Origin of the sequence: Roseivivax halotolerans, assembly GCF_900115815.1 — a bacterium.
Classification (GTDB): domain Bacteria; phylum Pseudomonadota; class Alphaproteobacteria; order Rhodobacterales; family Rhodobacteraceae; genus Roseivivax; species Roseivivax halotolerans.
This window is the reverse complement of record NZ_FOXV01000010.1, coordinates 1-24957: the sequence shown is the minus strand read 5'-3', so window position 1 is coordinate 24957 and position 24957 is coordinate 1. Positions and strand designations below refer to the sequence as shown.

32 protein-coding genes and 2 tRNA genes are annotated in these 24957 nt (G+C 61.4%); 21 read left to right on the top strand and 13 right to left on the bottom strand.

The genetic code is table 11. The features are described 5' to 3' along the window. Positions 1-83 precede the first annotated feature (83 nt). Positions 84-158 (top strand) — tRNA-Thr (locus tag BM171_RS13600). A 143-nt stretch (positions 159-301) separates the two neighbouring features. Then, positions 302-1192, top strand: coding sequence for a formate/nitrite transporter family protein (locus BM171_RS13595; protein WP_245760272.1), 891 nt, complete (start codon positions 302-304; stop codon positions 1190-1192). A 38-nt stretch (positions 1193-1230) separates the two neighbouring features. Here BM171_RS13595 and BM171_RS13590 read toward each other — a convergent pair whose 3' ends face one another. The 8 genes from BM171_RS13590 to BM171_RS13555 form a co-directional block, all read right to left on the bottom strand. After that, positions 1231-1704, bottom strand: a complete 474-nt coding sequence (locus BM171_RS13590) for a hemerythrin domain-containing protein (protein WP_093013421.1) — start codon at positions 1702-1704, stop codon at positions 1231-1233. A 160-nt stretch (positions 1705-1864) separates the two neighbouring features. Beyond that, a complete protein-coding gene (locus tag BM171_RS13585; protein ID WP_093013418.1) occupies positions 1865-2794 on the bottom strand; it encodes an AEC family transporter in 930 nt (309 codons plus the stop codon). A 10-nt stretch (positions 2795-2804) separates the two neighbouring features. Next, on the bottom strand, positions 2805-3605 hold the full coding sequence (locus BM171_RS13580) for an MBL fold metallo-hydrolase (protein ID WP_093013416.1): 801 nt from the start codon (positions 3603-3605) through the stop codon (positions 2805-2807). Beyond that, the gene (locus tag BM171_RS13575) at positions 3602-4405 is read right to left on the bottom strand and encodes a TatD family hydrolase (protein ID WP_093013413.1); all 804 of its coding nucleotides are present in this window, start codon (positions 4403-4405) and stop codon (positions 3602-3604) included. Before BM171_RS13575 ends, BM171_RS13580 begins: the two co-directional genes overlap by 4 nt. 74 nt (positions 4406-4479) lie before the next feature. After that, entirely contained in the window at positions 4480-5613 is a 1134-nt protein-coding gene (locus BM171_RS13570) for a DNA polymerase III subunit delta' (protein ID WP_093013410.1), read from the bottom strand. After that, complete coding sequence (tmk, locus tag BM171_RS13565) at positions 5610-6251, bottom strand: dTMP kinase (protein WP_093013407.1); 642 nt, start codon at positions 6249-6251, stop codon at positions 5610-5612. Before tmk ends, BM171_RS13570 begins: the two co-directional genes overlap by 4 nt. After that, positions 6251-7420, bottom strand: a complete 1170-nt coding sequence (locus BM171_RS13560; RefSeq protein ID WP_093013404.1) for a D-alanyl-D-alanine carboxypeptidase family protein — start codon at positions 7418-7420, stop codon at positions 6251-6253. The genes tmk and BM171_RS13560 overlap by 1 nt, the downstream gene beginning before the upstream one ends. Positions 7421-7484: 64 nt before the next feature. Next, positions 7485-8396 (bottom strand): SPOR domain-containing protein, encoded by a 912-nt coding sequence (locus BM171_RS13555; RefSeq protein ID WP_093013401.1) that lies wholly within the window; start codon positions 8394-8396, stop codon positions 7485-7487. A gap of 199 nt (positions 8397-8595) precedes the next feature. On the opposite strand from BM171_RS13555, the gene BM171_RS13550 reads away from it, so the two are divergent. From BM171_RS13550 to BM171_RS13485, 17 genes are all read left to right on the top strand, one after another. Next, a tRNA-Ser gene (locus BM171_RS13550) sits at positions 8596-8685 on the top strand. Between the two features lie 196 nt (positions 8686-8881). Continuing rightward, positions 8882-10105, top strand: a complete 1224-nt coding sequence (locus tag BM171_RS13545; RefSeq protein WP_093013398.1) for a tyrosine-type recombinase/integrase — start codon at positions 8882-8884, stop codon at positions 10103-10105. Continuing rightward, positions 10102-10767: a hypothetical protein gene (locus BM171_RS13540; protein WP_093013395.1), complete on the top strand. Its 666-nt coding sequence runs from the start codon at positions 10102-10104 to the stop codon at positions 10765-10767. The genes BM171_RS13545 and BM171_RS13540 overlap by 4 nt, the downstream gene beginning before the upstream one ends. Positions 10768-10880: 113 nt before the next feature. Next, on the top strand, positions 10881-11081 hold the full coding sequence (locus BM171_RS13535) for a helix-turn-helix domain-containing protein (RefSeq protein WP_093013392.1): 201 nt from the start codon (positions 10881-10883) through the stop codon (positions 11079-11081). Continuing rightward, entirely contained in the window at positions 11078-11290 is a 213-nt protein-coding gene (locus BM171_RS13530) for a transcriptional coactivator p15/PC4 family protein (RefSeq protein WP_093013389.1), read from the top strand. Before BM171_RS13535 ends, BM171_RS13530 begins: the two co-directional genes overlap by 4 nt. Next, entirely contained in the window at positions 11280-12350 is a 1071-nt protein-coding gene (locus tag BM171_RS13525) for an AAA family ATPase (RefSeq protein ID WP_093013386.1), read from the top strand. Before BM171_RS13530 ends, BM171_RS13525 begins: the two co-directional genes overlap by 11 nt. Before the next feature lie 371 nt (positions 12351-12721). Then, the gene (locus tag BM171_RS19355; protein ID WP_281244605.1) at positions 12722-12853 is read left to right on the top strand and encodes a hypothetical protein; all 132 of its coding nucleotides are present in this window, start codon (positions 12722-12724) and stop codon (positions 12851-12853) included. Continuing rightward, the gene (locus BM171_RS13520) at positions 12843-13310 is read left to right on the top strand and encodes a hypothetical protein (protein ID WP_093013384.1); all 468 of its coding nucleotides are present in this window, start codon (positions 12843-12845) and stop codon (positions 13308-13310) included. Before BM171_RS19355 ends, BM171_RS13520 begins: the two co-directional genes overlap by 11 nt. Before the next feature lie 117 nt (positions 13311-13427). Further along, positions 13428-13682: a hypothetical protein gene (locus tag BM171_RS18715; protein WP_139218705.1), complete on the top strand. Its 255-nt coding sequence runs from the start codon at positions 13428-13430 to the stop codon at positions 13680-13682. Then, positions 13675-14043 carry a hypothetical protein gene (locus BM171_RS13515; protein ID WP_139218704.1) on the top strand — a complete coding sequence of 123 codons (369 nt, stop codon included), beginning with the start codon at positions 13675-13677 and terminating at the stop codon, positions 14041-14043. The genes BM171_RS18715 and BM171_RS13515 overlap by 8 nt, the downstream gene beginning before the upstream one ends. 442 nt (positions 14044-14485) lie before the next feature. After that, entirely contained in the window at positions 14486-15421 is a 936-nt protein-coding gene (locus BM171_RS13510; protein WP_139218703.1) for a hypothetical protein, read from the top strand. A 34-nt stretch (positions 15422-15455) separates the two neighbouring features. Next, a complete protein-coding gene (locus BM171_RS13505) occupies positions 15456-15659 on the top strand; it encodes a hypothetical protein (RefSeq protein ID WP_093013375.1) in 204 nt (67 codons plus the stop codon). Then, positions 15656-16018, top strand: a complete 363-nt coding sequence (locus BM171_RS13500; RefSeq protein ID WP_139218702.1) for a hypothetical protein — start codon at positions 15656-15658, stop codon at positions 16016-16018. The genes BM171_RS13505 and BM171_RS13500 overlap by 4 nt, the downstream gene beginning before the upstream one ends. A gap of 18 nt (positions 16019-16036) precedes the next feature. Continuing rightward, a complete protein-coding gene (locus BM171_RS18980) occupies positions 16037-16204 on the top strand; it encodes a hypothetical protein (RefSeq protein ID WP_175497560.1) in 168 nt (55 codons plus the stop codon). Between the two features lie 49 nt (positions 16205-16253). Then, the gene (locus BM171_RS13495) at positions 16254-16568 is read left to right on the top strand and encodes a phage tail assembly protein (RefSeq protein ID WP_093013368.1); all 315 of its coding nucleotides are present in this window, start codon (positions 16254-16256) and stop codon (positions 16566-16568) included. Between the two features lie 140 nt (positions 16569-16708). After that, positions 16709-19507, top strand: coding sequence for a phage tail tape measure protein (locus BM171_RS13490; RefSeq protein WP_175497559.1), 2799 nt, complete (start codon positions 16709-16711; stop codon positions 19505-19507). 2 nt (positions 19508-19509) lie between these two features. Beyond that, positions 19510-19755 (top strand): hypothetical protein, encoded by a 246-nt coding sequence (locus BM171_RS13485; protein WP_093013362.1) that lies wholly within the window; start codon positions 19510-19512, stop codon positions 19753-19755. Here BM171_RS13485 and BM171_RS13480 read toward each other — a convergent pair. Beyond that, on the bottom strand, positions 19735-20031 hold the full coding sequence (locus BM171_RS13480; RefSeq protein ID WP_217646708.1) for a helix-turn-helix domain-containing protein: 297 nt from the start codon (positions 20029-20031) through the stop codon (positions 19735-19737). The genes BM171_RS13485 and BM171_RS13480 overlap by 21 nt on opposite strands. Before the next feature lie 17 nt (positions 20032-20048). Here BM171_RS13480 and BM171_RS13475 point away from each other — a divergent pair, with 17 nt between their 5' ends. Then, positions 20049-20345 (top strand): hypothetical protein, encoded by a 297-nt coding sequence (locus tag BM171_RS13475; RefSeq protein WP_093013357.1) that lies wholly within the window; start codon positions 20049-20051, stop codon positions 20343-20345. Here BM171_RS13475 and BM171_RS13470 read toward each other — a convergent pair. The 4 genes from BM171_RS13470 to BM171_RS13455 all read right to left on the bottom strand — a co-directional run bounded on the left by BM171_RS13470 (position 20323) and on the right by BM171_RS13455 (position 23624). Beyond that, a complete protein-coding gene (locus BM171_RS13470; protein WP_139218701.1) occupies positions 20323-20751 on the bottom strand; it encodes a hypothetical protein in 429 nt (142 codons plus the stop codon). The genes BM171_RS13475 and BM171_RS13470 overlap by 23 nt on opposite strands. A gap of 568 nt (positions 20752-21319) precedes the next feature. Next, the gene (locus BM171_RS13465) at positions 21320-22990 is read right to left on the bottom strand and encodes a recombinase family protein (protein ID WP_093013351.1); all 1671 of its coding nucleotides are present in this window, start codon (positions 22988-22990) and stop codon (positions 21320-21322) included. After that, on the bottom strand, positions 22987-23394 hold the full coding sequence (locus tag BM171_RS13460; protein ID WP_093013348.1) for a DUF2924 domain-containing protein: 408 nt from the start codon (positions 23392-23394) through the stop codon (positions 22987-22989). The genes BM171_RS13465 and BM171_RS13460 overlap by 4 nt, the downstream gene beginning before the upstream one ends. Continuing rightward, positions 23391-23624: a DUF3489 domain-containing protein gene (locus BM171_RS13455; protein ID WP_093013345.1), complete on the bottom strand. Its 234-nt coding sequence runs from the start codon at positions 23622-23624 to the stop codon at positions 23391-23393. The genes BM171_RS13460 and BM171_RS13455 overlap by 4 nt, the downstream gene beginning before the upstream one ends. A 386-nt stretch (positions 23625-24010) precedes the next feature. On the opposite strand from BM171_RS13455, the gene BM171_RS13450 reads away from it, so the two are divergent. Next, on the top strand, positions 24011-24865 hold the full coding sequence (locus tag BM171_RS13450; protein ID WP_175497558.1) for a ParB/Srx family N-terminal domain-containing protein: 855 nt from the start codon (positions 24011-24013) through the stop codon (positions 24863-24865). The last annotated feature ends 92 nt before the right edge of the window (positions 24866-24957 follow it).

The following is a 24957-nucleotide window of genomic DNA, read 5'->3' as shown; positions in this document are numbered from 1 at the left end:
AGGTGGCCGAAAGCGTCCAGATTCATGCTTGCACCCTTGTGAGTTTGACATTAGAGACCCGCCCACACCGCACGTCGCGGCGGGCTGCTGTAGCTCAGTGGTAGAGCACTCCCTTGGTAAGGGAGAGGTCGACAGTTCAATCCTGTCCAGCAGCACCATTCCCTCCGACATATCGAGCCCGATCTGGCGCGCCCCATGGGCCGCGATGACGCGCGGCGGGAACCTACCGGTCGTTCCAGGGGTTTCTGTCTGGCGTCCCGGCTCCGCAACGCGGCTCCGGGCTTTTTTTCGAGGGTAGGGTATGACCGACGACACCGAACGCCAAGAGATGAACGATGGCGAGAAGCACGCAATGTATTCGCGCGAAGAAGCACTTCAGATCGCGCGACATCGTGCGTTAGCGCCGCGCGCCGTTTACGAGGTGATCGACCTCGAAGGGCGGGAAGAACTCAAGCGCCCGCTCTGGTCGCTCTGGTGGTCAGGCATCGCGGCTGGCATCTGTATTTCGACCTCGGTTCTGGCCGAAGGCATTCTGCACACGATCTACGAGGGCCATCCGTATCAAGGCCCGATCGAAAACATGGGCTACACGGTCGGCTTCATCCTCGTGATCCTGGCCCGTATCCAGCTCTTTACCGAGAACACGATCACTGTCGTCCTGCCGGTTCTGAAGGATCGCTCGCGCAAGATGCTGACTTGCACGATGCGTCTCTGGGCCGTGGTGTTCGCCGCGAACCTCGTGGGCACGTTCTTCGTAGCCTTCTTGAGCGTCCACGGCGGCACCGTGGTGCCCGAATACGTCGAAGGCATGAAGGCGATTTCCGAGCATTTCGCGGAATACACGCCTTGGGAGACCTTCAAATACGGCGTCCCGGCCGGGTTCTTCATCGCCGCGATCGTCTGGATGCTGCCTTCCGCCGAAGGGTTCGAGATCTTCCTGATCTTCCTCTTCACGTATCTCATCGCGATGGGCGAGTTCACGCACGTGGTCGCGGGCTCCAAGGAGGCGTTCCTCTTGATGCTTTCGGGCGACATTTCGGTCAGCAAGGCGATCTTCGGGCTGATCCTTCCGGCCTTCGCGGGGAACGTCCTTGGCGGCACCGGCCTTTTCGCTCTCCTGGCCTACGGTCAGGTCGCCCATGAGATCGATCCGGAGCTGAACGGTGAGGCAAAGAAAAAGGGGAAAGGCTGAGCCTTTCCCCCTCGCGACCTTGATCAAGGTCTCGTCGATCAGTCTTCGAGCGAATCCTCGCGCTTTTTGTCGACGAGACCCTTTTCCTTCTCCTTGCGCTCCCGGAACGCCTTGCCGTAGCCCTCGATCTCGTCATCCGGGATGACCTCGCGGGCGCGGCCGAAGACCTCTTCCTCTTCCTCTTCCATGTGGTGCTCGTAATCGTGCTTGAGCGTGTTGAACTTGTTGAGCCAGCCGGGGCTCGACATGTCCATCTCGTTCAGCTCCTCCATGAGATCGTCCATTTCGGCGTGCTCTTCGACGGAGTGGCGCGCGGAATCCTGGCCCCAGGTCTTGGACATGAGCTTTGAATAGAAGGTTTCCTCTTCTGCAGCGGCGTGGCTCTTCACGTCGTAGAAGAACTCATTCCACGCGGTCTTGCGCTCTTCGCTGTCGCCGGTCGTGTCGGCGATGCGGTTGAGCAAATCGCGATGATGTTCGTGGTCGGCAATGATCGCGTCATAAATCGACATTGGGGCGGATCTCCGTGGCTATCTGGCTGGGGCGGGTTGCAAAGCGGACCCGGAACATGATCGCCGGCGGACGCTTGAGCGCACGAGGTTAGCGGGCCGCCCAAGGCGCACGCCAGCGATGCGCTGGTCTAACGTGTGGCAAGCGGTCAGGTTCCAGGGCTTATGGCAGAAGCGACAGCCAGACCCATGTGGTCAGCACGGAAAGCGCGGTTGCCAACAGAACCGAGGACGCCGCGACCCGGCGCGCGCGTCCGTACATGTTCGCGAAGACGTAGGCGTTGATGCCCGGCGCCATTGCCGCGGTAATGACCGCCGAGCGGAACTCGTTGATATTGAGTGCGAAAGCGGTTCCGAGCGTCCAGGTGATCGCGGGATGCACGATCAGGGTGACGCCGCAGACGAAGGCGATGATCCTGAGATCGCCTTCGGGCCGGTAGCGGTAGAGGACGCCGCCCATCCCGAAAAGCGCTGCCGGCAGCGCGGTTCGGACCATCATGTCGAGCGCGTCCACTACCGGGCCGGGCAGGCCGAGACCGAAGATGTTGAAGATCGCCCCGAGCGCGATCCCGATCACCAGCGCGTTGCGGAACATCGCCTTCAGAACGGTGGCGGGCAGCGCCTTTGCCGAAGTCCCGCGCGCGCGGGCAATCTCCATCGCGGTGATGCCGAGCCCATAGCAGATGGGCGAATGCAGCGCGATGATCGCGTAATTGGCCTCGAGCGCATCGGAGCCATACGCCCGCTCGGTGATGGCGAGCCCCAGAAGCAGCGAATTGGCGAAGAGGCAGCAGAACCCGATCGCGACAGAATCCTCCCAGTCGCGTTTGAAAAGGTAGCGCCCCGCCAGAAGTCCGAGCGCGAACCCGGTCACGGAGCCTGAATAGAAGCTGATCAGCAGCGCCGGATGGAAGTTCTCGCCCAGATCGAGCGTCCATATCGCCTGGAACAGCAGACAGGGGATCGCGAATTGCTGGGTGAAGATCATCAACCCGTCGACCGCGGTGTCGGGGAAGAGCTTGCGCCACGTTGCGAGATATCCGGCGCCGATCAGAACGAAGACGGGGAGGATGACCCCGAGAAGTGCCTGCATCTATTCAGACCTACAGCGCATAGCGGATGACCATGCCGTCATAGGCCGGCGTGATATGCTCCGCCGTTTCCGCCTCGAGCGTGGCATAGTCGAGATCGATATGCATATTTGTCAGCACCCCGCGACGTGCGCCGGAGGCCGCGATCCAGTCGAGTGATTGCGCGAGATGCGAATGGGTCGGGTGGGGGTCACGGCGCAGCGCGTCGAGCACCCAGCAATCGAGGCCCTGCAGCGTCGCCCAACTCGCCTCGGGGATCGAGGAGACGTCCGGCAGGTATGCCAGATCCGCGATCCGGAAGCCTAGCGCGTCGATCGAGCCGTGTTCGACCTCGAAAGGCGTCAGCGAGATCTCCCCGCCCGCGCCGTCGATGGCGAAAGGGCCCTTGATCGTGTGCATGTCGAGGATGGGCGGGTAGGGGCTGTCCTCGGGCTGGGTGAAGGCATAGCCGAACCGCGAATAGAGGCTGTCTTGCGTGCCGCCATCGGCCCAGACCGGCAGACGCGCCTTCATGTTGAAGACGATCATCCGCAGATCGTCGATCCCGTGGACATGATCGGCGTGGGAGTGCGTGTAGACGACCGCATCGAGCGCCCCGACGCCTGCGTCGAGAAGCTGCCCGCGCAGGTCGGGCGAGGTGTCGATCAGAACGCGCGTGATGCCGCCTTCGCCTTCGCGCTCGATCAGCATGGAGCAGCGGCGGCGGGCGTTGCGCGGGTTCTCGGGATCGCACGCGCCCCAGAGATTGCCGAGACGCGGCACGCCGCCCGACGATCCGCAACCGAGGATGGTGAAGCGCAATTCGCCGGTCATGCCGCCTCCGCCCAGGCGGCTGCTTTCCAGAAAAGCCGTTCGAAATTGGCTTCGGTCGCGGCGGCGAACTCGGCGTAGGACAGCCCGAACAAGTCCGCGCCAACTTCGGCGGTATGAACCGTGTAACCCGGCTCGTTGCGCTTGCCGCGATAAGGGGGCGGGGCGAGGTAGGGGCTGTCGGTTTCGACAAGGATCCGCTCGAGCGGAGCTTCGGCGAAAATCGCGCGCAGTTCGCTGCTTTTCTTGAACGCGGCGATGCCGGACATCGACAGGTAGAAATCCATTGCAAGCGCCCGCCGCGCCAGATCCGCGCCCGAGGAGAAGCAGTGCATCACGCAGGTATAGGGCTTTTTCGCAAACCCTTCCTCCAGGATCCCGGCCATGTCGTCGTCGGCATCGCGCGCATGAATGATGAGCGGCAGGCCGGTTTCCTGCGCCGCCTCGATATGGATGCGGAGCGAGGTCTGCTGCACGCCGGCGCTCTCGGCGGTGTAGTGATAATCGAGCCCGGTCTCTCCGAGCGCCACGAATTTGGGGTGTCGCGAGAGCTCAACGAGTTCCTCGACGCTGGTCATCGGCTCGTCTGCGGCGCTCATCGGATGCGTGCCCGCGGCATAGAAGACCGACGGATGCGCCTCCGCGATGGCGCGGACCCGTGGCTCCTGGCGAAGGCGCGTACAGATCGTCACCATCCGGTGCACGCCGGCTTCGTGGGCACGCGCGACGATGGCGTCCCGTTCATCGTCGAAATCGGGAAAGTCGAGATGACAATGGCTGTCGGTAATCTGCGGCGCGCTCATCGCCCATCCTTCGGCTCGGTGCGGCTGGTTGCACTCGGGGTATCTAGGATGGGGCAGGGAGGGTCAAGACGGGCTCAGGCCCGAACCCGCGCAGAGGCCTCGCGCATCTTCATGACCGTATCAAGGACGAGCGAGGCCGCGTCGACATTTACCGCACGGCCGTGCCGCGACCTGTCTCCTGCGATCTGCGCGACCTCCGCCCAGGCGCGTCCGGTCACGACATCGGGCGCAAGGCGGCGCAAAAGCGCGGCTTCCTCAGGGGCGGCCAGCCGGCCCGGCGGTTGCCCGGTGACGCCGGTGCGCGCAAGGCGGGCCATCGCCGTGTCCGCAAGCCAGAAGAACAGATCGAGCCGCTCTTCCCGGCCGCGCTGGGCAAGGCTGTCAGCCAGGGCCAGCGCCTTGGGACGATCGAGGTCCGGCATCGTGCCCATCACCTCGAGAAGATTGCGGTAGAGCGTCAGCCCCTCGAGCCCCGCAACCCGCATCGCCGCGCCGACGGAGCCGCCGGACAGCTCCGCAAGCGCGTCCGCCTCGGCGCCCGACAGCTCCGCCCCCGCCTGGTCGAGCGCAGATTTCATGACATCGGGGGACAGCGGCGACAGGCGCAGCTCGCGGCAGCGCGACCGGATCGTCGGCAAAAGCCGCGAGGGCTGATGGCAGACGAGCAGCATCACCGTGCGCGCGGGCGGCTCCTCGAGGAGTTTCAGAAGCGCGTTGGCCGCGTTCACGTTCATCTCGTCGGCGGCATCGACGATCACCACGCGCCGCCCACCATCGGCGGAGGAGAGAGCAAAGAAGGATTTCAGCTTTCGCACCTGGTCGACCCGGATCTCGGCGGCAATCCGGTCGCCCTTGTCGTTGGGGCCGCGTTTCAGCACGAAAAGGCCGGGCTCCGCCCCGGCACGCGAGCGGCGCGTGACGGGATGATCCTCCCCGATATCGAGGGTCTCTGGCGGTGGCGGCGCGCCGAATAGTCCATCTTCCTCGGCATCCGGGGTCGCCAGGAGGAACCGCGCGATCTTCCAGGCGAGGGTTGCCTTGCCGACGCCCTTCGGTCCGATCAGCATCCAGGCATGGTGCAGGCGCCCGCCGGAGAACGCGTCGAGAAACGCACGTTCCGCGGCGGTCTGACCGAGCAGCCTGCGCGTTTCCGCAGGGTGCGGTGCGCCTTCGACCTGGGTCGGATCGGGAAGCGCCTGATCGCTCATTCCAGCGTGTCCAGGAAACCATGCGCGATGCGGGTGACATCTGCGGCGATCTCCGCTTCGGTGCGGTTGCCGTCCACGATGCGGAAGCGGCGCGTGCGATGTGCAAGGTTCAGGAACCCGGCCCGCAGGGTCGCGTGCAGCTCCAGCCCGAAATTCTCGAACCGCGCCTCGGAGCCTATGCGCTTCGTCGCCCGTGCGTGGGCGACGCCGGGATTCATGTCGATCAGGAAGGTCAGATCCGCCTCGAGTCCGATCATGAGCGCGTGAAGCGCATCGACCGTGCCACGCAGGTCGCCGCGGGTGATGCCCTGATAGACCCGCGTCGAGTCGACGAACCGGTCGCAGATCACGACCTTGCCGGCTTCGAGCGCGGGCCGGATCGTCCGCTCCACGTGATCGCGCCGCGCGGCGGTGAACATCAAAAGCTCGGTCTCTGCCGACCAGCGATCGGGGTCGCCGTGCAAGAGAAGATTGCGGATCTCTTCGGCGCCGGGGCTGCCGCCGGGTTCGCGGGTCAGCACGACGTCATGCCCCGCCTGGCTGAGCGTTTCCGCCAGATGCCGTGCCTGGGTGGACTTTCCGCTGCCGTCGATGCCCTCGAATGTCAGAAATGCGCCGAGACGTCGGGGTGAGACCATTACATCACGTCCTGAGGAGGTTGTCCGATTCTCCTGAACAATACGCTCGCAACGGTCATCACCCGATTAACGAAGCCCGCGCCGGCTACGGCATTCTCCGCGAAAAGCGGGACGCGATGCTCGGGCAAACCCTCGGGGCGCACGATGAGCTCGGCCAATTGCTGCCCGGCCGTGATCGGTGCCTGCAGCGGTCCGGTATAGACGACCTCGGCCTCGAGCGGCCCGCCGGTCAGGGTCGGCAGCAGCAGCGTGACATCCTCCTCGGCCACGAGGCCCACGCCATCCTCTGCCCCCATCCAGACATCGGCGCGCGCGACGGCTTCACCTTGCTCGGCGATGGTACGCTCGGCGAATTGGCGGAAGGCCCAGTTGACGATGGCTTCGCTTTCCTCGGCGCGGGCGCGGGTGCTCTCGAGCCCGGTCAGCGCGAAAATCACACGGCGCTCGCCCTGCTTGGCCGATCCGGTCAACCCGTAGCCCGCTTCCTGGGTATGGCCGGTCTTCAGCCCGTCCGCGCCAATGCCGAGACCCAGAAGCGGGTTGCGGTTCGAGACATTCTGCGGCGCGCGGCCGTCGAATTCGAAGCGCTCCTCCGAGAACATCTCGTAGAATTCGGGGTAGTCCGTGATGATCCGGTTCGAGAGAAGAACCAGGTCGCGCATCGACATCACATGGCCCTCGGCAGGCCAGCCATTGGAGTTCTTGAAGGTCGAACTGGTCATGCCGAGTTGCTGGGCGCGGCGCGTCATCAGCTCTGCGAAGCCGCGCTCCGTGCCGTTCGGCGACAGCGCCTCGGCGATCACGGCGCAGGCGTCGTTGCCCGACATGACGATGATCCCGCGCAGGAGGTCCTCGACCCGGACACGATCCGTCGTGTCAAGGAACATCGTCGAGCCGCCATAGGACATCGCGTGCTGCGAGACCGGCAGCCGCTCGTCGAGGGACAGCCGTCCCTCACGGATTGCTTCGAAGGCCATGTAGAGCGTCATCAGCTTCGACATGGAGGCGGGCGGCAGGGCCTCGTCGGCATTCTTCGACAGAAGAACAGTGCCGGTTTCCTGGTCGAGCACGAAAGCGGCCCGCGCGGTTGTGTCGAAGGCGGCGGCTGTCTGCGCGGCAAGAACGAGCGTCAGTGCCGCGGCGGCGATGCGTTTGATGAGAACGGTCATGGGGCAGCTCCAGAACCTGAAGGGGGCGGTAAGGCGGGGCCGCCGAGCGCCCCCGATCGGATATCTAGTTTGACACCGCATAGGCGTCAGAGAAACCCGTCGCTTTGATCTTCGTGAGGAGATTGTCGATCTCTTCCTTGCTCTGGGCGGGGCCTACGACCACGCGCCAGAAGGTCTTGCCGGACGAGCTCTGCTTCTTGACGGTCGGAACCATACCTTCCTGCCGCATCGCGGTCGCGGTGTTCCGGGCATTTTCCTCGACCGAGAAGATGCCGATCTGCACGAAGGGCTTGGCAAGCGGTGAGCTTTGCGGAGACGGGGTCGGGCTCGGCGCCGGAGCCGCCGCAGCTGGCTCGGCAGGGGCAGGGGGCGCTGCGGCGGCAGGCGCGCGGTCAAGCGCCGCAGCCGCGTTGTTCGCGACGGGATCGAGCGTCGAGGTCTCCACCTCGGAGGCGCCCGGCAAGGGTGCGCCTTCGGTCGGCGCCTCGGCCTCGCTGATCGCCGCGGGCGGGGCGACCGGCCCCTCTTCGCGGCGAAGGGCGACGACGTGCAGGTTCGCCGGCGCGCCGGCGAGCATCTCCAGCGACGCGGCCGCGTCTGAGGAGACCTGGATTCGTGGCCCCGGCGTCTCGCGTTCGCGCTTGAAGAGCGCGCCGATCACGTATTGACCATTGCTTTCGTTCCGAATGACGACGCGTTCCGGTTCGGACACATCGGGATGCGCCACCCAGACGCCGCCGAGCGAGGGACGTCCGTCCCAGAGACCGGCCTCCTTGGCTTCGAAGACTTCGGGCGACTCGACATCGCGCTCTCCCGTGGCGGCGCGCGTCACCGTGTCCTCGCCTGCCGCCGCGCCAGATTGAGAGCCACCGCCTTGCAGAAAGCCCGGCATGGAGGCGCTGTCGCATCCGCTGAGGGCGAATGCGCAGACACAAATCGCAGCAGTGCCGCCGATCCGCGAAATTCGAAATGACATGACCTGCTCCGCCTTGCCTGTCCTGCGCCTGGGATCTTGGCCGTCCCGGTCGCATGTCCTCGTAGGACGCTGCCTCAGCGCCCGATTGGGGCGACAATAGCCATGCTTTGGCCTTATGGGAAGCCCGGCGCGGCGCGTCGGCGAATTTTCCCCGCAGCCGCTTCCAGAATCGGAGCGGCGCGGCTAAGCGAGCCGAACCGGAGGAGTGGCAGAGTGGTCGATTGCACCGGTCTTGAAAACCGGCGTGCGTGAAAGCGTACCGTGGGTTCGAATCCCACCTCCTCCGCCAGAACGATTTTCCGCCAAATTCCGAAGTTCTCCATTTTTGTCCGCCAAAGGCTTGAAAAATATGCCTCTTGGCGCGATAAATATATCCGCAAGCCGCCGTGAATTTCCGCTGATTTCCTCGTGAAGCCACGAGCCCGGTGGGGGTAGCCGGTGGGGAAGGCGGAAAATTAGCGTAGAGCCGGTGGGGAAGAGATCGCATGGCACAGCTTCACAAACTGACCTCGAAGCAAGTCGAGCACGCACGACAGCCGGGGCGAATCTCGGATGGCGGAGGCCTCTATCTGACAATTTCCAAGGCGGGGTCTCGATCCTGGCTTTTTATGTTTCGGGTCAACGGCAAGCGGCGCGAGATGGGGCTGGGGTCCGCTGCGCCGGGTGGCGTGACGCTCGCTCAAGCCAGAAAGAAGGCCGCCGAAGCGCGGGATATCCTGCAAGATGGTGGCGACCCACTGGAGCAAAGACAGGCAGCCCAGCGCGTGGCCTTGGCCTCTTCGACGACATTCGGCGAGTTCGCCGATCAATTTGTCGAGGATCAGCGTGGAGGATGGTCGAACCCGAAACATGCCGCGCAGTGGGCAATGACCCTCGGACCGGCATACTGCAAGAAGATCCGCACCCGTGCGATTGCGGATGTCGATATTGAGGATGTCGTCGCCGTGCTTCGGCCGGTTTGGCTGAAAAAGCCGGAGACCGCGCGTCGCATCCGGATGCGCCTCGAGCGCGTTCTCGACGCGGCCAAGGTGCGCGGACTTCGGTCGGGCGAGAACCCGGCGCGATGGCGCGGCAACCTGGAGCTCCTGCTACCGAAACAGCCAAAGGCAGATGGTCACCATGCGGCGATGCCCTGGGCTGACGTCCCAGCCTTCATGGAACAACTGGCGGCGCGTGAGGGCGTTGCGGCTCTGGCCCTTCGATGGACAATCCTTACGGCGGCCAGGACATCCGAGGTCCTGTACGCGACTTGGGACGAAATAGACGTAGATGCCGGGATCTGGGAGGTGCCGGCGGAGCGCATGAAGGCGCGCCGGCCGCACCGGGTGCCGCTGTCCGACGAAGCTCTCGCGGTCCTTGAGGAGGTCAAAGGGCTCGATCCCGAGCTGGTCTTTCCGGCAATTCGAGGATCGGGGCCGATGTCGAATATGGCAATGTCGGTGCAGCTGCGCCGAATGAAGGTGACCGGCGCCACCGTCCACGGCTTCCGGTCATCGTTCCGCGATTGGGCCGCCGAGGCGACGAGCTTTCAGAGCGAGGTCGCCGAGATGGCTCTGGCCCACGTCATCGGCAATCGCACGGAAGCCGCGTACCGGCGCGGAGATCTCTTCGAAAAACGGCGACGGCTGATGGAGGCTTGGGGCCGATATTGCACAAGCTCGCGAAAAACGGATGTGGTGAGCCTAGCTCGAGGAGCAGGCCGCTCATGAGCCTCGACGCGCTTCTAAACTTTGATCTTTCGCCAGTCCTGCGCGCTATCTCCAATGACCTGGAAGGAAGGTGCGAGACGGAAGCACGGTGCGCCTTCGAAAGGCTTTGCCAGGAGCCTCATCGGTCGGCAAACCTATCCGACGCGATGAAGCTATTCATTGTCAGGCGCGCGAACCTGTCGGGTGCAGTCTCGAGCTTTCTGAAGCCCGGAACTCATCCTCCGGTGAGGTCCAGGCTTGCCGCCGTATCTGAGCGTGTTCAAAGGATCGAAGGTGAACTGGCTCTTATCGAGGCGGAGCTCATTGTCGTGTCGATCGAGGTCCTGGAAAAAGCTCCCGGATCAGAGGACATGCTCCTCATGCTTGACCGCGCCCGCGGCGCGCTCCGTACCTTAAATGGTTCGCTGGAAGATGCATCAACGGTGATCGGTTCCGCTGGCCCCGGACGTCAGCCAAGCCCCGAAAAGGCGGCTCGCGAGCTTCTGGCGATCTTGTTGGCAAGGACGTTCATTCACGCCGATTTTTCAGTCTTGGATTATCGGTTCTTCGAGATTTTAAGAGCAATGCTGGACGCATGTTCGCCTGGGCAAGAGGTCTTCGAAATCCCGGCCGAACGCGACCTGCGGAAATTTCTGAAAGAAAATTCTTTCGAGATTATATAGGTTTGCGCGTAATTACCGTGAAATCTAGGTAATTACGAAATAGCGCCGCAAGCAAACACGCTCCTATCCCTCCGTTACGTTCCGCAATTTTGCGAAATCTACGGAGTAGTATCATGGCAAGCACTAATGTAACGCCCGCGCTTCTGACCGCCGATCAGGCGTGCGACTATCTCGGCATTCGAAAGTCGAAATTATATCAGCTGATGGCTGATGGTGAGATCCGCGGAGGGAAGCTCGGTCGCCGCCGTATGTTCCGGGTCGCCGATCTAGAAGCATACGTGGCGAGCATCTTTGATGACGAGACCTCGGCATGATCGTGGTCTCGAAAAATGCTCGCGAAGAGCTGCGCGTCACCATTGAGCCACATCCGACCTCGGGGCGTCCGCTTCTACGCATCTGGGAATTCTTCCAGGGCCGCGACGGGGATATGCGCCCTGGAAAACGTGGGCTCGCCATCCGTGCAGATTTGGCCGAGCCCCTTGTAGAAGCCATCCGGGCTGAGATCGCGCGGAATGAGGGATGACGCGACCACAAGGCGCAGTCGGTTCTATCAAGCGTCCGAGATCGATATCGATAACCCTTCGGAGCGTGTCTGGCTCGCGCCAGATTTGATTCCGAGCGGTACTGTGACGCTTCTGGCCGGCGACGGAGGCACCGGAAAAAGCTTGCTGGCACTTCAGCTGGCCGTCGCGGTGACTGCGGGTGGTGCCTGGTTGGGCAAGAGCGTGCGTAAGGGGCGCGCGATCTTTCTGACCGCGGAGGATGACGACGCAGAGGTGCATCGTCGCCTGCACGACATCACACGATCCGAGCCTCGCGCAGTGGAAGGCATGTCAGACCTCACTCTTCGCTCTCTGGCGGGCGAAGATGCCCTCCTGGCTCGCGATGGGCCATGTCTCACGGCAAGCCCGCTTTTCGATGAACTGGAGCAAGAGGCGAATTTCGAGGCCCCGGAACTGATCGTGATCGACACGTTGGCCGACGTTTTTCCGGCCAATGAGAACGATCGAGCGAAGGTCCGGCAATTCGTGGGTATGCTACGCGGTCTCGCTTTGCGCCAAGAGTGCGCGCTACTCGTCATCTCTCACCCGTCATTGACCGGCCTTTCGTCGGGCACCGGAACGTCGGGTTCAACGGCGTGGAGCAATAGCGTCCGCTCGAGGTTGTATCTGTCACGGATTTTGGATGACGGCTTCGAGGCCGACCCTGACAGGCGTGTTCTGACAACGAAAAAAAACAATTACGGCCGCATCGGCGCAGAGACGCGCATGACTTGGCGGGACGGTGTCTTTGTGCCCGAGGTGTCCGATCACGGGCTCGATAAGAGGGCAGCAGGTGACAAGGCGCAGCGCGTCTTCTTGAAGCTTCTGGCTAAGCGAATTTCCCAAGGGAGGTTCGTAAATGCCGCAGGGGGGCCAACCTACGCGCCCAAGGTATTCGCGGAAGACCCCGACGCTGAAGGCATGACGAAGCGCGCCATGAAGGGCGCGATGGAGAGCCTTTTCGCAGCCGGGAAAATCAAAATCGAGAGCCATGGACCTGCCTCGAAACGTCGCTCTCACATCGTGGAGGCCGATCAATGATCGACGTTCCAACCCCCTTCCAACCCCCAATTCCAACCCGTTCAATAGTTACTTCCAACCCCCTTCCGGACCCCATTCCAACCCCTGGGTTCCACTATCCCTATAACCCTATAGGGCTGGAAGCCCGCCCTTGGGGGGCGGCTTCCCGCCTTTCCCTACGGAAGATGTCCTCTGATGGAGGGCGAACATCTGGGCCGGACGAGGTGGACGGGCGGCGCGCATCACGCGCCGATCCGGACGCCGCGCGTCCCCCCCGGATCAGGGACCGTACCCCTGATCCAACGCCGCGCGATGCCGCAGCAGCCCGAAATTTTGGCGATTTTCTCGATTTTCAAATCTGGCTTCCGTTCCAGTGGGAGACACTCCGACCAATGGCGAGCACGAAGAAACCGCTGGGCGAGATGAGCATCACGAACAGTCAGGCTGCCGATCTCGATCGCATTCGCCGAAGAGCGGAAAAACGCTCAGCGGATCTTGTGAATGATACCGACGATGCCGACTGACCCGAAAACCGAGCTTGCTTTGTGTGACCCGCGCGAATGGCTCATGCGCTTGGCCAGAGCGTTGCGTGCCGGCCGGATGCCGGCCCGCGACGCCCAGGTTCTGGCCGAGAGGCTCGAAGGCGTGGCGCAAGGCCACCTGACGGCAGAGCAGGCGCTCGGCGTGCAGCGAGCACCCGGTCAACGATCAATATCGTTGCAAGCTACCATAGACGCCCGAAACGAGGCGCTACGCCAAGTCGCGAAACTTTATTTTCCTGACGAGACATGCGCCGCTGCGGCCCGCTTCATCGCGAGTGGTCTGACAGACTATCAGCGTCGTATCTGGCCACGCGAGAGGGCATTCGACGCTGTTCCAGAGAGAAACCTAGGACGTATAGAGGGCGATTTTTGGTATATTTTGAAGTTACGCGATCACGCTCCTTCAGCTCGACATATGCGCAGAATCATTGCCGGTTGATCGCATTTCACCTCCAATCCGTTGTACCTGAACGAGAGAAGAGCTCTGTTTGTCTGAGCTCAATTGACGAATCTGGGCGTTAGCGCCTAGCTGGCACGACAACTAAGGGGCTTCGCTATGAACGATAAACGAACGGTAAAGGGTGATGTTGTGGTGCTGGACTACGCAGACCTGCGCAACACCCGATATGAGCGTTGTAAGATGATCTACCGGGGTGGAAGGCCGCCTACCTTGGTGAATAACGACTTCGTTGAGTGTGAATGGATATTCGAAAATGAAGCACAGAATACTTTAAGGTTTTTAAAGGCTCTAGTCGAAGGTGGAGGCGAGGATTTAGTATTAGCCTCACTTGGGGTGAGTCAAAATGGCTGACAATGTTTTCGAGGCCAATACGACTTTTTCGTCAGGATCAACCATTACCACTAGTTATGGTACAATAAACCAAGAGGTTGTCCCTGTGACGAAAGATCAATTAATCGAAATGAAAGAATCCTCCGTCGAGGAGTTCTGGCAATTTGCGGTAGCTGAGTTCGTTGTTGCCGGAGCCTTATGGCTCGCCATAGAGAAGTTGCTGGATAGATCCGAAGGAGAGCCGCTTTCGCCTATTTTTTGGGTTTGTCTAGTCGCCGTTGCGTTGGGTGCGGTTGTTGGCTGGGCTGGTTTTAGGCAGCTGCAGAGACGAAAGACAAAGATTGATAAGATTCTAGAGAGTTTTGATAGTGAAAAGTCTTAGGGCGGACCATAATCTTTGAAAACATACCAACCTTGTCATAGGGTCAAAGCGGGGCTGTGGATCTCTGTTTTTTGACCTTCAATAGTTATTGGACGCACAAATCGATAATTTTTGATAGAGCTATTGCTCTGCGACTTCGACTCTTTTGAATATTTCGATGCTGATCGACGCTATAAAAGTGGCATAAAACTTGATAGCTCAAGCGTCCGAAAAATGCGTCAGAGGCCATCTTTCCGTACATTCACGTGGTCGAGCGAATTGGTATGGTACGGCTCAATAGGTTTGCCTAAAGCGAGCGTAGGTTTATCGATGTCACATGAATTGAGGTTGATGGCCCCTGAGGCGCCAGGTCAATAGCATTCTTTTTTGGCCACGAGCTACCCAGATTTTATGGCCATGCCTGTTCCCTAGAGTGGAAGAGACACCTAGGAGATCATGCCCCATGCCCGAATTACTGTCCACCGAGCGCCCAAGCGCAAATTTCAGCCAGTGGCCACGGGTCGCGCAGGATCGCTACGCCATGATCTCGGAGGCGGCCCGCGAAGCCTACGCGATGGTGTCTGCCGCATCTGATCGGCGCAGCGATGGCTATCGCGCGTTGGAGCGTGCGCAGGCGGAGGTGACGCGGCTTGAGAATGCCGAAGCTCCCGCTCCGAAGCGGTTTCAGCATCCCGGCGTGAACACCCAGCTTGAGCGCTTGGCCGATGCGCAGCGCGAGCTGGAGCGCACGCAGAAAGCGTCCAATGAGCTCTCCGATCGTGCCGAGCGCGCCGAACGTCGGTACAATGAAATCCGGACGCTCCAAGATCGGCTGGCAAAGTTCATCGCCAATGAGCCGGGAATCCCTGTGATTGCCAAGGCCAAAGCGGTTCGGCACGTCGAAGCGGCACAAACCCTTGTCGATGACCTTCGCGCGGAAATTCATCACGTCATGTCCGCGCCGATCCCGCTGAAAGAGGTTGAGGAGACGCTTCGCGATTACGTCGCGGAGCTGGCCGAAGTGGGTCGGCCGGATCTTACAGGAACGGTTTCCGGCGGTCTGATACCCAGATGGAGTGGCGTCCCCTCCGCGCAAGCATGGTCGCAATCGAACGACCCTTCGCAAGGCGCGGCCAAGATCATGCCGGTGGCAATCGCCGCATGGCTGGACCCCGATGGTTTGCTCGCGCGCCTTCTCGATGAGGCCCGCGAGATTGCCGACGATGACGTGGCGATCGATAAAGCAACGCGGGCCAAGCGGATCACAAAGCTCGAAGCGGAGCTCATCGCGGCGCACCGCGCAGAGGCTGAGACGATCATCGCGAAGAGCGATGACTTTGCGTTCCGGGATAAAACACCGCCCGAAGCAATCCTCGGCGTTCAACTGACCGACGAATGATCGAATCCACGGTTTCGAGATGAAGGGAGATGCAATGTCACAGGGCAAGAAGATGGCGGCCGGATCAGGAGAGGGCACGGCCAATGAGGTCAGCATCTCCCGACGCAGCCATGTCGTGATCCCGGAATACCCGAGCCGGAAATCGATCGCCCAGGCGAAGCGCGAAAAGGAGAGGCAGAAAAACAAGGACCTCTGGAAAATCCTAATCGCAGCTGAACTCATGCGGGGCCTGCGATGAACCGCAAAGAACTGCTGAATCGAGCTACTGCCTCAGTAGACCGGCACATGGGTGAGGCGCTTCGACATTTCCCGCTCGAGAACGGGCTTACAGACAACTCACGGGACGTGATCGACCTCACTGCGGTACTCCGTGTCGGCAACGCTGAGCCCTCATCGGTCGGAGGCTCGACATGGAATAGCAGGCTCGCCGTCGATAAGGCCCAGGCGCACGTCTCGCATTCCGCGTACCCCGAACTCGAAATCAAGGTCGGGGACAAGTTGCGAGCCGTCGAAAGACCAGGCGAGCCGTGGTTCGAAGTTCTAAGCATCAACGATCGCATGCAAGGCCGTCTCATCGTTGAGCTCGGCGAAGCATGAGCGGGTAAGGAGGTCAATTTGGCAGAGGGAAAGATTATGGGGATAGCTTACGGCCTAATCGTCGCGGCTTGGCTGTCTATCATCCTGATTTTGGTCAGGGAAATCATCGAAGATAGCGGCGGAAAAGGCTTTCAGCCCGACGCCTCGCCCTTTTCAAACGCTTCGAAAGGGGAGCCGTTGCCGTGATGGCAACACCCTGACCATCCACCAAAGACATCGCAAAAGGAGAGCGATCATGAAGACCAAAACCGTAGATCTCGCAGAGCCCATCGTCGTGAAAGACGAGACCTATACCTCTCTCACCTTCCGGCGCCGCAAGGCGAAAGACCTGGCCGTGATGGATCTCGTACAGGGTGAGCAGCGAAAGTTCCTCGCGATGCTTGCATCGATGGCCGACGTCGCACTGCCCGTGATCGAGGAGCTCGATGCAGATGACTACGAGCGTGTCGTCTCGGAGGTGATGCCCCTTATGGGAAACTCGGTGGCCGGCGCGCTCCAGCGCGCGGAGGGTCAGGCCAAAGCACCGAACCCCGCACATACCACGGGATGATCGCGGAGATCGGCCGATACCTACATCAGCCGATCGACGCAGTTCTTGAATGGGACGACGACGAATTCTTCGCGTTCCACGATGAAATTGACCGGATCTTGGGGTCCGAACGACCGAAGGAAAAGTAGACGATGGCGCAAATGAAGTCAGAACTTATCCTCTCATTGGTCGATCGGGTGACCGGGCCCGCGCGTCGCGTCCACGGCGCGATGCGCGGGATCGAGGAGGCACAGCGGAGAAATCGCCTCGCGGTCGATGAGACCAGGTCCGCCATGATCAATACGGCCGGTGTCGCGGTGGCCGCCGCCGCCGCGCTCTCGCAGCCGGTACGCGCCGCGATGCGGTTCGAAGAGGTCATGGCCGACGTCCGCAAGGTTGTGGATTTCCCAACGCCTGAAGGTTACGCCGAATTTCGCGAAGAGTTGCTGGCCCTCTCTCGCGAGATTCCGCTCACCGTGCAGCAGCTCGGCGAGATTGCCGCGGCTGGCGGGTCTTCTGGTCTGGATGGCGAACAGCTGATCCAATTCACACGGCTTACAGCGCAGCTGGCTACGGCTTTCGACGTACCGGCCGAGGCAGCGGCTGATTTCACGAATGCGATGCGGAACTCGCTGGGCCTGACGCTGGACGAGGTCAACGAGCTTGCTGACGCGGTCAACCATCTGACGAACAGCATGGCCGCCGAAGCGCCGGCAATGGCTGAATTCATGGCCAGCATCGCGGGCACCCTGAAGACTGCGGGTTTCACGCCTGAGGAGGCAGCGGCCTTCGGTGCTGCGATGCAGGCTCAGCAGTTTTCGGCCGATGTGTCCGCAACCTCCTTCCGAAATATGGCGAAGGCTCTGACGCGAGGGGAGAGCGCCACAAAGAGGCAATCCGACGCCTACAAGAAACTTGGGCTCGACGCCGAGGACGTCGCGCGCCGGATGCAGGAGGACGCGGTCGGTACAACGCTCGAGGTGATCGATGCGATCGGCAAGCTGCCGAAGGAAGTGCGGGCCGCGGTCTCGTCCGATCTCTTCGGCGACGAGGCGCGCGCGCTCAACGGTCTCATCTCGAACGTGGACCTTCTGCGCGAGGCGCTGGGCTACGTCGACGATGAGGCGGAATACGCAGGCTCGGCGCTGAAGGAATACATCGCGCGCAGCGAGACATTCGCCTCCGACCTTCAGCGATTTCAGAACGTGGCGGCCGAGCTTTCGATCACGATCGGCGAGGCGCTGCTTCCGTCACTGGCAAACGGCATGGATGCGATGACGCCTATCATCCGCCGGGCCACGGAATGGTCGAAAGAGAACGCCGATCTAATCCAGACCATCGTTCGCCTCAGCGGCGCGCTGATCGGCCTGCGCTTCGGCCTTCTGGGCCTGAGGCTGATCGGATTGACCGGCAAGGGTGGCGTCCTTTGGGCCGCGGCCTCGGGCCTACGCGCCCTCAACGCGGCGGCGCAGGGGTCGCTTCTCCTCGGCAGTGCTGCGGGCGAAGCCATGCGACTGCAGGCAGCGCTTGCCAGAATGCAAGGGCTCAAGCCCAGCCGGATTGAAAAGATAGGGGCGGCGCTACGCGGGATATCTGGCGCGTCCGGACTGACTGCGGTGGCGGGCGCAGCGTCGAGCTTGGTCTGGCCCGTGACCTTGGCTGCACTCGCCGTAGGCGCGACGGTCAAGTGGTTCGATCGATTGAAGGCCATCGCCTCGGGGGTTGTGGGTGCGATCAGCGATGAATTGGCACCTGCCTTCGAGGCACTCGAGCCGATCTTGGGTCCGGTAAAGTCGGTCCTTTCCGGAATAGCCTCGGCGGCCGGAGACGTGATTTCCTCCATCGGAGGCTTCTTTACCGGCGGTCTGTTCGAGCGCGAGATCCTGCCGGACGCAGAGGCGGCGCGGATCGAGGCTCGAGCGAGGGAGATGACGGAGAACATCATCGCGGCGATCAAGGCGCTTCCCTCGAAGATGAAGGATCTGGGTGCCGACGCGATCCAAAGCTTGATCGACGGCATGAAGGACCGCCTCGCAGCGCTCCTCGATTGGGTGCGCGAAATCCCGAGCCAGGTCATGGAAGCGATTGGCACCATCAATCTCGGCGCCGCGGTAACGGGCCCAGGATCTTCGGGCCGTGCCGCGAATCGGACAGAGCCGCCGGCGGATCAGCCACCTGCCAACGCGACCGGGTCAGCTGGTCGCCTCGAGGCCCGCGCGCTGGGCGGCCCGATCACGGCCGGGGTTCCGTACCTGGTCAACGAGGACACGCCTCGATCCGAGGTGATCGTCCCGAGCGTTTCAGGTGCGGTGCTGAACGTGGCTCAAGCGCAGCGCGCGATGGCTCTCGCTCTTCGGGGCAGCCGTCCCGCCAAAGCCCCAGATATTCGCATCCCGGCCATCCGTTCCGAAGCGCCGCAATCGGTCAGCCCTACGGCGGCCACGGAGCGCCTGGCCGAGGTGAACACTGACCCCGAAATTGGGGACAGAGTTCCCGATGTCTCTCAAGTGCAGTCCTCTGCGCTGGCAATCCTGAGACGCGCCGCGTCGCGGCCCGGCAGCGACATTGATGCCGTGCGAAAGCGCACCGTCGAGCGCCTGGTCGAGCGCAGCGTGATTGTCCAACCACCAACGGTGGACGTGTCCGGACCCCCGACGTCCCCCATTGGCGGGCGTCGAGCGATGGCCATGCTGCCCCAGATACTCGCGCAGAGCCACTCTCCTGCGCTCTCGCCAGCCCCCGCAAGCATCCCTCAGCCGCGACCGGCACCTGGGCAGGCGAGGCAGGTTGAGAACCCCTCCCTTGAGGCCCCCAAGCCCGTCGCTCAGAACTTCAGCGTGTCGTTCGGCGATATAGTCATTCCCGGCGGGGCGAATGCCTCCGCCTCGGATATCGCCCGCGACCTTGGCCGAGAGGTCGAGGCCCTGCTCGGCGCTCATTTCTCGGATGCGGGGATCTGATGATGAACTTCGAAATCCTCAAGGTATCCTTGCCCGACGAACCGATCCAGGTTGGGGGAACGGAGGTGCAAATGCACTTCGCGGTTCGAATTGGCGCGGTCGAGCTGCATAGCTGCAGGCTGGAAATGCGTCCGGGTAGCGGACGGCGCGTGGCCTGGCCGAACCGGCAGGTAAAAGTCGATCCGAAGATGCAGTCTGAAATCAAGAGGGTGATGTGCGCTCTGTATCTAGCGGCGATCGGCACGTAGACAGACGCCGACGCCGCCGCCTTTCGCATCGATGAATGATACCCCGTGCTTTTCAAGTGTCGCGCGCAGGGCATTGATCGAGGCAGCTGAAACCTGTCTGCGCTCGCGCTCGAAGTCGATCACTGTGGACTGCCCGAGACCGGCCGCCGCGGCTAGATCCTTCTGGCTCATCGAGATCAGGGCGCGAGCCGCACGACACTGCGCCGGGAGGATTTCACCGTTTTTCATTGACGATCGGTATCCGTTCGCTATCAACTGAAAACGTTGATAGCTCATAACTGGAGGCCGAGGCAATGCTGGCAGAGATCGAACAGGTTTTCACTACCTACAAAGGGCATGCGATCGAGGTGCTCGACGACAGTCATGCATTGCGCCTGTCCAGGGGAGATATCCTCATCGTGCGTTCCGAGCTCGGCTTTCGCGGCGACGGATTGCACGTTCTCCGCTCTACTGAGGTCGTACGGCTACAGCAATTGCCGCGAGGAGAGGTTCGCCTTGTTCGGGGCGACGGTGGCGAGGAGATCATGATGAGATCCGAAATCGAGGCTTCGGCGATCGGATTTGTCACTAAAACTGTTCGGCCGGCCTGACCGGTATCTTGCGCCGGTCCAGCACGATAGAGAGCATCACGAGCGCTCTGTCTTTCAGGCGGTAGGCCGAGGAGCGGGCAATGCCACGCTCCTCGAGCAAACGCCGAAATGATACGCGCCGCGCCTTTGCCTGGATATGGAGACCCAACACGCGCGCGGCGGTCGGGTCGAGTGGCGCGATGATCGCCGGAACCCACGTCAGAGCCAATTCCATGTCGGCGATGTGCTTGCGATCCGTCACACCCGCAAGAGGATCCGGCTCGACATCGTCTTCGGGCGGTACAGCGTCCCACCCCTCGGCAAGCCTTTCCTCCATGTCGAGCGCCATGGTCGGGATGCTGCTTGTCGAGCGTTGTGGGGCCCCTGAACCGCGCGTCAGGTGCAGCCATCTGATCGCCTCGATCAATCGGCCCTCCACAAGCTCCGGTGTCCATGTTGCGGGCGTACTTTGGGCGCGGTTAGATGCGGGCAAATCAGTCTCCTAGCGGGCGGAATCGTCCGACAAACCCACGGGCTAGGTGGGGTAGGCGGTGGGGTCATTTCTACCCGGTCCGAATAAGCATTCAATATCAGAGCGTTGGTGGGTGGAAGAAATCCCACCTCCTCCGCCACCGACACCTGTCTGATTTTCCCATGTCCGAAATCCGCGAAATTCCCTCGGAATTCCGGCTCCTTGTGCGTTCCGGTTCTTTGAAGAGACGGACTGCATGCACCGGACCGGTGTCGGTTTGGGCCTAATCTCAAAGCGCCAAAATGTGGGGTCCGCTTTTGCGCGTTTTCCCTGTTCTGAGCTGATTTACAGGGTATTCGAACGATTTGAGGCCAAAACCGCCCTCCAGTTTTGGGAATCGTATAGCAAAAGCAGAGGGTTACAGGTGATTTCCCTACGCGCATGAACAGGGAATGTTTTTTGGTGAACAGGGAAAGGCGAGGGCTTGATCAGGGGAAGCCCGAATTAGAGCAGGGAAGTGATCTTAGGTGGGAATTCCAAACTGCCGCTCCTGCGTGTCCCAGTCGAGAGGGAGACTTGTACGAAGGAGGGTCTGCAGGGTCAGGTCGACCGGTTGTCCGCCTCGAACGATAGAATCTTGAATCTTCGGCGACAGACCCTCGAGATGGATGATGCGCGCTATGTAGCGCTCGGAGAGGCTTTCGGTTCGGGCGAGGACGCTGAGCGATGTGCCGGTGCGGATACGATCTGCCCAGTGATGCGCGTTCCGAAGCGCGCGGATCAGCGTGGCATCTGGGGAAGGGCGTCTCTGGCCAGCGACAATTTTCATCTCGACGCCGCGCCGCCGGCAATGAAGGGGTCGTTCGATTTGGAGCAGTGACAGATCGAGATCTGCGCCCGGCGTCTTTGCCGCTTCGTTGACGGCGCAAGCATCGAGATCAATGCGGATTTTTCCAGAGGCGATGCGGCACTCGCGCACCAAAGATGCCGCAGAGAGGATCCCATCCTTCTCAATCCGCTCGGCGAGCGCCGCGACTTGGCCCGAAGCGGTCGCAGTGTTGATCGCGTCGCCGGAAGCGAGAACGGCATGCCGCTTCGCATGATCTGCAAGATGCGTTGCGATTATCCCCGTCACGGCTGCCTCGAAGTCGCGCGCCGGGAGCCGCCAGCCGGACGGATCGGGCCCGCCGGAGATCAGCCGATTAGAAACGTAGTATCGCAGCCGCTTGCCCCGGCAGTTGGTGTGGGTGGGTGTCAGGTGATCTCCGGTCTCGTCGAACATCTTGCCTTTAAGGGGGGCGGCCTCCTCTACCGCTGTTCCGGGCTTCGCGCCACGCCGTCGCGCGCTGGCCGCTTGCAGGCGCTTCTGCACCTCTAGCCAAAGATCCTTGTCGATGATCGCGGAATGACTGCCCGGGTAGGTCTTCTCCTTGTGCCGGATCAGGCCGCGGTAGACGGGGTTGGTCAGTATCCTGTGTATTTGGCCACGGCTCATCCGGTTGCCGCCCTGGCTGCGACCCGTCGAAAAAAGATGCTGCTTCGAACGGAGGCCCATTTGATCTGCCGCGCGGGTGATGGCGTTGAGACAGCCATGCTCGACGTAAAGGTCGAAGAGTTGCCGGACGGTGGCGGCTTCCGGTTTATTCACAACGAGTTCCCGACGTGTCGGGTCCGGATGCGGATCATAGCCAAGGGGCGGAATACCGCCCATCCAAAGCCCCTTCTTCTTCGAGGCGGTGATCTTATCGCGGATCCGCTCGGCCGTTACTTCCCGCTCGAATTGCGCGAAGGAGAGAAGCACATTCAGTGTTAGTCGCCCCATCGACGACGAGGTGTTGAAGGCCTGGGTGACAGAGACGAAGCTGCAATCCGCCGCGTCGAACTGATCGACGAGCTTTGCGAAGTCCGCCAGCGAACGTGTGAGACGGTCGATCTTGTAGACCACCACCATATTGACCCGGCCGGCCTCGACCTCCGACAAAAGACGCTGCAAGGCCGGGCGCTCCAGCGTACCGCCCGATAGGCCGCCGTCATCATAACGGGTTGGTAGTTGTTTCCACCCCTCATGGCGCTGGCTCGCGATGTAGGCCGCGCACGCCTCGGCCTGCGCATCCAACGAGTTGAAGTTTTGGTCGAGCCCCTCATCAGATGATTTACGCGTATAAATCGCGCATCGGATCGCAGGCATCGTCATGATCGGGACTTGCGGTTAAGCCCGAAGAAGCGAGGGCCCGACCAGTTGGTGCCCGTGATCTCGCGGGCGATAGCTGAGAGCGAGCGCCAAGTCGTTCCGCGCCAGCGATAGCCGTTCTCGGTCACCTCCACGACATGGGTCACACCGTTCCAGTCGCGGATCAGCCTTCCGCCTGACTCCAGCATTGGGCCGCGCGATAGATCGGAGCGGTCCGTACTTTTGGTCAGCGCAGCGCGGGTCTTTCTTGTCACGCCACCCCTGCGGCGGGACTGGATCTCGATCGCGATGAATCGGCGGAGAAATGCCTGACTGAGGCTTTTGGGGGCAGGTTTGCCGAAGGTGTCCAACCAGGCCGCGACAAGCGCGGCCCGGTCCATGGTCTCAAGATCGACGATCCGGATCATGTCGCCATCTCGGGCGAGGCGGTGATCCGGTAGACCGACCTGGTCTTGTTGTTTTTGCCATCGGTGCTGCGCACGACCGTGTATCCAGCCTTCCGGAACCCGCTTAACACAGCACGGGCCGAATGGGACTGCCAGCCTGTGGCCTTGCAGATCGACTCGAGGCTTGAGCCTTGGGGCCGCGAGAGCATCTCGCGCACCTTGTCGGTCTTTGTTTGTCTGGACTTCGCCATGTGTCTTCTCCTCGTTCATTGGGTCGGTGGCATGCCGCACCCGGTACCGAGGAGCGCCCGGGGTTGCCGGGCGTGGGTCCAATGACGCTCTCTTCGCCGCACTAGTCCAGTAGGGTCTTGTAGCAGTGACGAAGAATCTGGGGTAAGCTACTGATGTAAATGATATATTGCTAAGGACTCCTTGCTGGGGTATGGTTTCTTATCGGGTCTTTTTAGGAATGCCATTTTCTATGACCCGTGCTCGTGGGGCGTTTAAACGAGCGGAAAGCATAGGGACAACTTAGTCGGATCTTAGGGTCCGGAGAGTGTTCCTGTGCCCTCTCCAGTGACCTTACAAGATCCATTCAAACAACTGCGCCTAGGCGCTCATTTGGATGGAGGCATCTATGCCCCAAAAGCTAACCGATCGCCGGAACCAGCCCGTGTGGACAGCTACACAAATTTCTCAGACATCGGTCGAAGATCTCAATCCTTATACCAACAACGTCAAAACCCATTCGGATAAGAGCATCACGCGACTTGCCGAGGCCATCTCGGAATTCGGGTTCGTGGTCCCGGTCGTGGTCGACACTGCATTGAATGTGGTTGCGGGCCACGGCCGTGTTGAGGCCGCCAAGCGCCTGCGTTTGGCAACGATCCCCACCGTTTGCGCTGACCACCTGACGCCAGCGCAAGTGAAGGCCTACCGCATTGCCGAAAACCGGCTATCCGAACTTTCGGATTGGAACCGGGACGCTCTCGCCATCGAGTTCGCAGATCTGGGGGAACTGCGCCTCGATGGTGTGATCGATTTCGACCTAACCATCACCGGTTTCGAGGCTCCAGAAATCGACCTGATCATCGAAGGCGCTGCAGATGAGCCGCCCTCCGAGGTTGAAACGATCGCCGATCCAGATCCTGAGGCGTCCCCGGTAACAAGGATCGGTGACCTCTGGAATCTGGGACACCACCGGATCCTCTGCGGCAACGCACTTGAGGATACGAGCTACGAGACTTTGCTCGCGGATCACAAGGCCCGAATGGTGATTACGGATCCGCCCTACAACGTCGCAGTGAACGGGCATGTGCGCAGCGGGAACGGCAGCAAACACCGCGAATTTGCCATGGCGTCAGGAGAGATGTCAGACAGCGCGTTCCGGGCCTTTTTGAAGGGCGCGCTCAAGTGCTTGGGTGCCCGCCTCGTGGACGGCGGTGTCGCGATGGTCTTCATGGACTGGCGGCACATTGAAGAGCTGATTTGACCTGCCCCTTTTTTCAGGGCCACTCGTAAGTCGAGCCTGTTCTCCTTTTGGGTGCCATCATTCGGCGGCGTGAGCAATGGGCGCAGGCGCGG

Bases quoted from the DNA above. Each gene is read 5' to 3' on its own strand.
- BM171_RS13555 (WP_093013401.1), bottom strand. From the start codon at position 8,396: ATGTCATTTCGAATTTCGCGGATCGGCGGCACTGCTGCGATTTGTGTC.
- BM171_RS13505 (WP_093013375.1), top strand. From the start codon at position 15,456: ATGTCACAGGGCAAGAAGATGGCGGCCGGATCAGGAGAGGGCACGGCC.
- BM171_RS19355 (WP_281244605.1), top strand. From the start codon at position 12,722: ATGGCGAGCACGAAGAAACCGCTGGGCGAGATGAGCATCACGAACAGT.
- BM171_RS13530 (WP_093013389.1), top strand. From the start codon at position 11,078: ATGATCGTGGTCTCGAAAAATGCTCGCGAAGAGCTGCGCGTCACCATT.
- BM171_RS13595 (WP_245760272.1), top strand. From the start codon at position 302: ATGACCGACGACACCGAACGCCAAGAGATGAACGATGGCGAGAAGCAC.
- BM171_RS13460 (WP_093013348.1), bottom strand. From the start codon at position 23,394: ATGATCCGGATCGTCGATCTTGAGACCATGGACCGGGCCGCGCTTGTC.
- BM171_RS13520 (WP_093013384.1), top strand. From the start codon at position 12,843: ATGCCGACTGACCCGAAAACCGAGCTTGCTTTGTGTGACCCGCGCGAA.
- BM171_RS13465 (WP_093013351.1), bottom strand. From the start codon at position 22,990: ATGACGATGCCTGCGATCCGATGCGCGATTTATACGCGTAAATCATCT.
- BM171_RS13455 (WP_093013345.1), bottom strand. From the start codon at position 23,624: ATGGCGAAGTCCAGACAAACAAAGACCGACAAGGTGCGCGAGATGCTC.
- BM171_RS13575 (WP_093013413.1), bottom strand. From the start codon at position 4,405: ATGAGCGCGCCGCAGATTACCGACAGCCATTGTCATCTCGACTTTCCC.
- BM171_RS13495 (WP_093013368.1), top strand. From the start codon at position 16,254: ATGAAGACCAAAACCGTAGATCTCGCAGAGCCCATCGTCGTGAAAGAC.
- BM171_RS13490 (WP_175497559.1), top strand. From the start codon at position 16,709: ATGAAGTCAGAACTTATCCTCTCATTGGTCGATCGGGTGACCGGGCCC.
- BM171_RS13450 (WP_175497558.1), top strand. From the start codon at position 24,011: ATGCCCCAAAAGCTAACCGATCGCCGGAACCAGCCCGTGTGGACAGCT.
- BM171_RS13590 (WP_093013421.1), bottom strand. From the start codon at position 1,704: ATGTCGATTTATGACGCGATCATTGCCGACCACGAACATCATCGCGAT.
- BM171_RS18715 (WP_139218705.1), top strand. From the start codon at position 13,428: ATGAACGATAAACGAACGGTAAAGGGTGATGTTGTGGTGCTGGACTAC.
- BM171_RS13585 (WP_093013418.1), bottom strand. From the start codon at position 2,794: ATGCAGGCACTTCTCGGGGTCATCCTCCCCGTCTTCGTTCTGATCGGC.
- BM171_RS13500 (WP_139218702.1), top strand. From the start codon at position 15,656: ATGAACCGCAAAGAACTGCTGAATCGAGCTACTGCCTCAGTAGACCGG.
- BM171_RS13475 (WP_093013357.1), top strand. From the start codon at position 20,049: ATGCTGGCAGAGATCGAACAGGTTTTCACTACCTACAAAGGGCATGCG.
- BM171_RS13485 (WP_093013362.1), top strand. From the start codon at position 19,510: ATGAACTTCGAAATCCTCAAGGTATCCTTGCCCGACGAACCGATCCAG.
- tmk (WP_093013407.1), bottom strand. From the start codon at position 6,251: ATGGTCTCACCCCGACGTCTCGGCGCATTTCTGACATTCGAGGGCATC.
- BM171_RS13580 (WP_093013416.1), bottom strand. From the start codon at position 3,605: ATGACCGGCGAATTGCGCTTCACCATCCTCGGTTGCGGATCGTCGGGC.
- BM171_RS13525 (WP_093013386.1), top strand. From the start codon at position 11,280: ATGAGGGATGACGCGACCACAAGGCGCAGTCGGTTCTATCAAGCGTCC.
- BM171_RS13480 (WP_217646708.1), bottom strand. From the start codon at position 20,031: ATGAGCTATCAACGTTTTCAGTTGATAGCGAACGGATACCGATCGTCA.
- BM171_RS13570 (WP_093013410.1), bottom strand. From the start codon at position 5,613: ATGAGCGATCAGGCGCTTCCCGATCCGACCCAGGTCGAAGGCGCACCG.
- BM171_RS13540 (WP_093013395.1), top strand. From the start codon at position 10,102: ATGAGCCTCGACGCGCTTCTAAACTTTGATCTTTCGCCAGTCCTGCGC.
- BM171_RS13515 (WP_139218704.1), top strand. From the start codon at position 13,675: ATGGCTGACAATGTTTTCGAGGCCAATACGACTTTTTCGTCAGGATCA.
- BM171_RS13510 (WP_139218703.1), top strand. From the start codon at position 14,486: ATGCCCGAATTACTGTCCACCGAGCGCCCAAGCGCAAATTTCAGCCAG.
- BM171_RS13545 (WP_093013398.1), top strand. From the start codon at position 8,882: ATGGCACAGCTTCACAAACTGACCTCGAAGCAAGTCGAGCACGCACGA.
- BM171_RS13535 (WP_093013392.1), top strand. From the start codon at position 10,881: ATGGCAAGCACTAATGTAACGCCCGCGCTTCTGACCGCCGATCAGGCG.
- BM171_RS13560 (WP_093013404.1), bottom strand. From the start codon at position 7,420: ATGACCGTTCTCATCAAACGCATCGCCGCCGCGGCACTGACGCTCGTT.